Source organism: Desulfamplus magnetovallimortis (genome assembly GCF_900170035.1).
Classification (GTDB): domain Bacteria; phylum Desulfobacterota; class Desulfobacteria; order Desulfobacterales; family Desulfobacteraceae; genus Desulfamplus; species Desulfamplus magnetovallimortis.
In genome coordinates, this window is sequence record NZ_LT828544.1 from 196,653 (window position 1) to 201,772 (window position 5,120).

Genomic DNA, 5,120 nt, shown 5'->3' on the forward strand with positions numbered 1-5,120 from the left:
TTGACTCCAGTACGATTCATCATTACAAAAAACTCCAATCATCCAATATTGGGTCTGTTCTCTAATAATATCCAGCAGATTATAAAGAGTAGAGAAAGACTGCAAAAAGATAAGTGGCTTCTTAAATATACAAGCACATATCTGAATAAACTATATGATCATTATAATTTAGAGGGGATTGACATGCCTTATACAAGAGAAATGTTTGTTAAAGAAAATTACCCGGAACATTATGGACAATTTCTACTTGGAAAACAGGAAGGATGGCAGGAAGGACGGCAGGAAGGTGAGCAGAATGGACTACAGAAAGGTGAACTTACAGGTAAAATACAGATGCTCCAACAATTTCTAAAACAACCTGTTTCTCCAAAACAAGAGTTGCTTTTGAAAAATATTGATGAACTGCAAAATATTTACAACATACTGGAAAAAGAGTGGCAACAGGTTCAAAACTGAAAATAAAAAACTGACCAACTGCTTCCAAATTCTCCCCCTTTTCCCTTTCCGGAAAATAAAAACAGTAGAGAGGACAAGTAAACCATCTGTCCTCTCTTTTCTCTCTTTCTGTTCTTGTGTCCTGAACATTATGTACCTGTCCCCATTCTTTTCTGTAATTTAATCTGATTGAATGGTTTATGCAAAAATAAAAATTGCCTGAAAAAAGTATCAAATCCTTTTGAGGGAATATTAAGGATTCCTCTTTTTACTTGTGTTTACTCAGCTGCAACAAGGTGCTTACCGTGCATTGTTTTCATACTGAAAAAAATAATTGAGTTGTAAAATTTCGTATCCTGGGTAGAAATATTGCGGATTCTTGACATTCAGATTTTAAATTATTAAACTAACTTAGTTTAAATTTTAAAAATATGAGGTTTTAAATGCAACAGATAAATATTCATGAAGCAAAAACACAACTTTCAAAGTTGATTGTTTCTGTTGAGAAAGGCAATGAAATTATAATTGCCCGTTATGGTGAGCCTGTAGCAAAACTGGTTCCTTTTAAATCTTCTAAAACAAACCGGAAACCGGGGTCGGCCAAGGGGAAGTTGAATGTTCCACTTGATTTTTTTGAACCGCTTCCCAATGAATTGATAGAAGGCTTTATAAAATGAAGATCCTTCTTGATACACATGTGTTTTTGTGGTGGATTATTGATGAGCCAAAGCTTTCACCAACTGCTTGTGATTTGATTGGAAACGGGAATAACGATTTGTATTGGAGTACAGCAAGTTCATGGGAAGTTGCAATAAAATATGCACTTGGACGTCTGCCATTACCTGATGATCCTTTAACCTTTATCATTGAAGAGCTTGAAGAAAATGATGTCAAATCGCTTTCAATAAGTCACATACATGCGTTTGAGGCTGCTCTGCTTCCTCTGCATCACAAAGATCCTTTTGATCGTATGTTGATTGCCCAGGCACGAACAGAATCAATGGTTATTTTATCCTGTGATTCATGTTTTGGTTTTTATGAAGTTAATGTGAAATGGTAATTCAAAAATGCCCCAATAATTAAGCGTGCAAAAATATAAAAAGTCTAAATGAGAGATAAAAACAGGGAGAAACGAACATGAGACTTAATAAGGTAAATTTTATAATGCATCTATTGATATTTCTATATTTATCAATACCATTTTATTCATTTGCAGTAGAGCCGGCACCTCGCATATCAGATAGAGAGATCATTGAAAAGCTTGCTAAATTAGAAGCGGGTCAGGAAGCACTTTCTATGAGGTTGTCAGATCTTAGAGCTGAAATGAAGTCAGACCAGGAAGCACTTAGATCTGAAATGAAAGCTGGCCAGGAAGCACTTTCAATGAGATTGTCAGATCTTAGAGCTGAAATGAAAGCAGACCAGGAAGCACTGAGAGGTGAAATGAAAGCAGGGCAGGAAGCTCTTGGTAAAAGAATGGACGATGCAAATTCGACAATGCTTGTTTTTTTCAGTTCCCTTGTAACTTTAATAGTCGCTTTGTTTGGGTATATTGCCTGGGATCGACGTACCATGGTCAAGCCTGTAATTGACAAAGTTGACAGACTTGAGCGTGAGATTTTAAATGATCTGGATTTTCATAATAATGATGGTTCTCTTTTAAGGCGGCAGTTGAGAGTATTGAGAGAGTATTCAAGAAAAAATTCTGAATTTGCTGAGATAATGCGGGGAGCAGAATTAATTTGAGAGATAAACCTGAGAATAAACAATAAGTTATCCTATTAAGTTTTGTTTTTTATCTAAATGAATTATTAAATGAAATAATAGAGAGTCTATGAAATATTTACCACCAAGCTCAAATCCCTTTGGAAACAAAAAAAATATTATACTTGTTTTTTTGATGTTATTTTTAGGGATATTTATCTTATCCTGAATCAGTGGCATAAACCTTGCTTTTAAGCATGATTTCTTTTTTGGGGCATTAGTAGTATTGATCTATTAAAAAAATCATGTTGTTGTAGCATAAAATGTGTTGTCTCTGAGTTACATTTATTATTGATTGCTAATTTAAAACACAGTTCACCCTTGGAATACTATTCCCTTTTTGTTTTTTGAAATTTTAGATCAATGGCTCTTAGCCTGGGCAATAACGTAATCGTTGCAAGACGCGATCAGCTAATCTTGCAAATGGATTGATTATACCAAACGAAATGAACCATTGCCTGCTGCTATAAATCAATCGTCCTGCCATATAAATCAAATCCTGCATGACCGTGCGAAGGCGTCTTCTGGTTACTTGTTTGTGACGGTTGCATGGAAGAGGTTCGTCGTTTTGTCCTTCAATACTTGTCTGCCCGATGATACGGAGAATATTATAGGCAAGCAGAGTCAAATGAAGAATCAGGCTGTTGCTGGCAAAATGGCAACTGGGAAAGCGTTCTACTCCCAGGTCACTTTTTATTTCCGAGTGAAACTGTTCGCTGGTTCCATGATCATGATACAGATTGATCACCTCACCAGGCGGCAGATCCGACAGGGTACACCAATATGTTTCTACTTCCAACTCCGGAAACATTAGCAACTCCCCCTTTTTTTCATACCTTTCAGTCACTTTGAATGTGATTGAATGAGGTAATGAGTTCCCTTTAATTCCTGTCAGTGTTTGCCCTATCCAGACTGTTTTATTATTGTAGCGAGTACAAGTTGTATTGTCTGTATTTTGAGCCAATTCCAGCCACGCCTTTAAAGGTTCTTTACGTAAATTCCTTTTAACTAAAAAATGAATATTTTGAAACTCATCACCAATTATAAAATTATCCTGACTGTCGTTACCGGAATCTAATCGGACAAGAACAGGCAGTTGAGTGATTTCACGAACATATGTTAAGGTTTCTCTAATGAATTCAGGGGTATTTTTCTGGCAATGCTGCTTACCTTCTCTTAATTTTAGATCAACCAAGTATCCTTCATTACCCAAATATGCCAGGATTGGAGCGTAGTCATCAAAATTCTTATATGTCCTGGAAACTTTTTCTTTTTGCGTTTTTGAGTTATCAAAAGGGCTGACATCAATGTCCAAAGGAATAAAATAGCCGGCAGACGTTTTGATTCCTGAAATTGCAGGTGCTTTTTCTCTAATCATTGCAGCTGATGCGTCTTTCAGAATTTTATTGGCTGATTCGCCTATCAAATCAATGCGTTGACGTAATGTTGATTGAGACGGACAGGCTGAAATTCCCAGTGCCTTAGTAAAGAACCATTGATCTTCTCTGAAAATTTCAATAGAACTGTAATCAGATTTGCCCGTACAAATTAGCCCAATCATTGAAGAAAGAATGTCTCCATGAGGTATCGTTGGATCTACACAGTGTACGCCGGGAATTATTTTAAGACGCTTTGCCAATTGCATATACTCAAGTAAAGCACCTACTGGAAGTAATCCGCTTTGGCTGACAAGCTTTTCGTTTCCATGTTTTATGGTAATAGTGGAATGCATTTTCTCTTCACCTCGCAAGTGATTGGTTTTTGCATTCAAAAATAGCACATTTATTGAATTATATTAAGCCTTTAATTGTATGGATAGCATTTTTTGTGCCACTGATTCAGGTATATCTTAAGGCATTATTTCAATTTCTATTGTCTTTTCCTTTCCTGGTGCTTATAGTAAGTAATTAATATTAAAGATGCCGCTTTTTTGAAATTTAAATTATAAGATTTTACAATAGCAGATAAAAAGGAGAATAGAAATGAAGTTTAACGTGATAAATTTCACGATGGTTGTATTGATATCTTTATATCTTTTTTTCCCTTTATCATCCTTTGCAGTGGAACCTGCCCCTCGTATATCAGATCGTGAGATCATTGAAAAACTTTCAAAATTAGAGGTAGGTCAGGAAGCTCTTTCAACGAGGCTTACAGATATCAGAGACGAAATGAAATCAGGTCAGGAAACACTGAGAGCCGAGATGAAATCCGGAATGGAAGCCCTTGGCAAAAGATTAGATGACTTAAGTGCAAGGCAGGCTGATGCCAATGACACCATGTTGGTACTCTTTTCATCCCTGATCGCATTGATTGTGGCACTTTTTGGTTATATTCTATGGGATCGACGCACCATGATGAAACCGGTTTCGGAAAAACTCCATCAATTTGAACGTGAAGTTAGAACAAATTTGGAATTGAACCATTCTGAAGGCTCACTATTGAAACGTCAGTTGCAGGTGATGAAAAAATATGCAGAAAAAAATCCAGAATTTGCCGATATTATGCGTGGTGAGGCATTAATTTAAAGGTGGTAATTTGAAAAGTATGCTGATGTAAATACTTGAATATTAAGCTTAAAAGAGTGTATATTGAGAATATGAGTTGGCATCCGATTGTAGCTGGAGGACTACGGATATTGTCCAAGCATACTTTTTCCGCTGTTTGATAGAGGTTTTCTTTGAGGACTGGAAAGCTCATGATGGAATCAATGATCAAAAAAATGTAACAATTAAAAACATACATCGATAGTATCATTACTCTCAACCCTTCTACAAAACATATGAGTAGTCGAATTTTCCCCAAAATGTAGCCAACACTTTCTTTGGAAAGCCTCTAAAAAACTGCTCTATTTTATTCAAGGACGGAATGGCTGTCAAACTATAAAAACTCGAACATCGAGGTTCACTTTTAAGGCGGCAGTT

6 protein-coding genes are annotated in these 5,120 nt (G+C 36.2%); 5 read left to right on the plus strand and 1 reads right to left on the minus strand.

What is annotated here, in order from left to right; translation table 11 throughout:
* From MTBBW1_RS29070 to MTBBW1_RS11045, 4 genes are all read left to right on the plus strand, one after another.
* Positions 1-456, plus strand: a 456-nt coding sequence (locus MTBBW1_RS29070) for a hypothetical protein (protein WP_222424042.1), incomplete at its 5' end; no start/stop codon positions are given.
* Between the two features lie 422 nt (positions 457-878).
* Positions 879-1,112, plus strand: coding sequence for a type II toxin-antitoxin system Phd/YefM family antitoxin (locus tag MTBBW1_RS11035; protein WP_080803344.1), 234 nt, complete (start codon positions 879-881; stop codon positions 1,110-1,112).
* Complete coding sequence (locus MTBBW1_RS11040) at positions 1,109-1,495, plus strand: type II toxin-antitoxin system VapC family toxin (protein ID WP_080803346.1); 387 nt, start codon at positions 1,109-1,111, stop codon at positions 1,493-1,495. The genes MTBBW1_RS11035 and MTBBW1_RS11040 overlap by 4 nt, the downstream gene beginning before the upstream one ends.
* Positions 1,496-1,572: 77 nt before the next feature.
* The gene (locus MTBBW1_RS11045; RefSeq protein WP_080803349.1) at positions 1,573-2,181 is read left to right on the plus strand and encodes a coiled-coil domain-containing protein; all 609 of its coding nucleotides are present in this window, start codon (positions 1,573-1,575) and stop codon (positions 2,179-2,181) included.
* Between the two features lie 388 nt (positions 2,182-2,569).
* On the opposite strand, the gene MTBBW1_RS11050 is transcribed toward MTBBW1_RS11045, so the two are convergent.
* On the minus strand, positions 2,570-3,931 hold the full coding sequence (locus MTBBW1_RS11050; RefSeq protein ID WP_080803353.1) for an IS1380 family transposase: 1,362 nt from the start codon (positions 3,929-3,931) through the stop codon (positions 2,570-2,572).
* A gap of 250 nt (positions 3,932-4,181) precedes the next feature.
* On the opposite strand from MTBBW1_RS11050, the gene MTBBW1_RS11055 reads away from it, so the two are divergent.
* Entirely contained in the window at positions 4,182-4,724 is a 543-nt protein-coding gene (locus MTBBW1_RS11055) for a hypothetical protein (RefSeq protein WP_080803356.1), read from the plus strand.
* Positions 4,725-5,120: the final 396 nt, after the last annotated feature.

Bases quoted from the DNA above. Each gene is read 5' to 3' on its own strand.
- MTBBW1_RS11045 (WP_080803349.1), top strand. From the start codon at position 1,573: ATGAGACTTAATAAGGTAAATTTTATAATGCATCTATTGATATTTCTA.
- MTBBW1_RS11035 (WP_080803344.1), top strand. From the start codon at position 879: ATGCAACAGATAAATATTCATGAAGCAAAAACACAACTTTCAAAGTTG.
- MTBBW1_RS11040 (WP_080803346.1), top strand. From the start codon at position 1,109: ATGAAGATCCTTCTTGATACACATGTGTTTTTGTGGTGGATTATTGAT.
- MTBBW1_RS11055 (WP_080803356.1), top strand. From the start codon at position 4,182: ATGAAGTTTAACGTGATAAATTTCACGATGGTTGTATTGATATCTTTA.
- MTBBW1_RS11050 (WP_080803353.1), bottom strand. From the start codon at position 3,931: ATGCATTCCACTATTACCATAAAACATGGAAACGAAAAGCTTGTCAGC.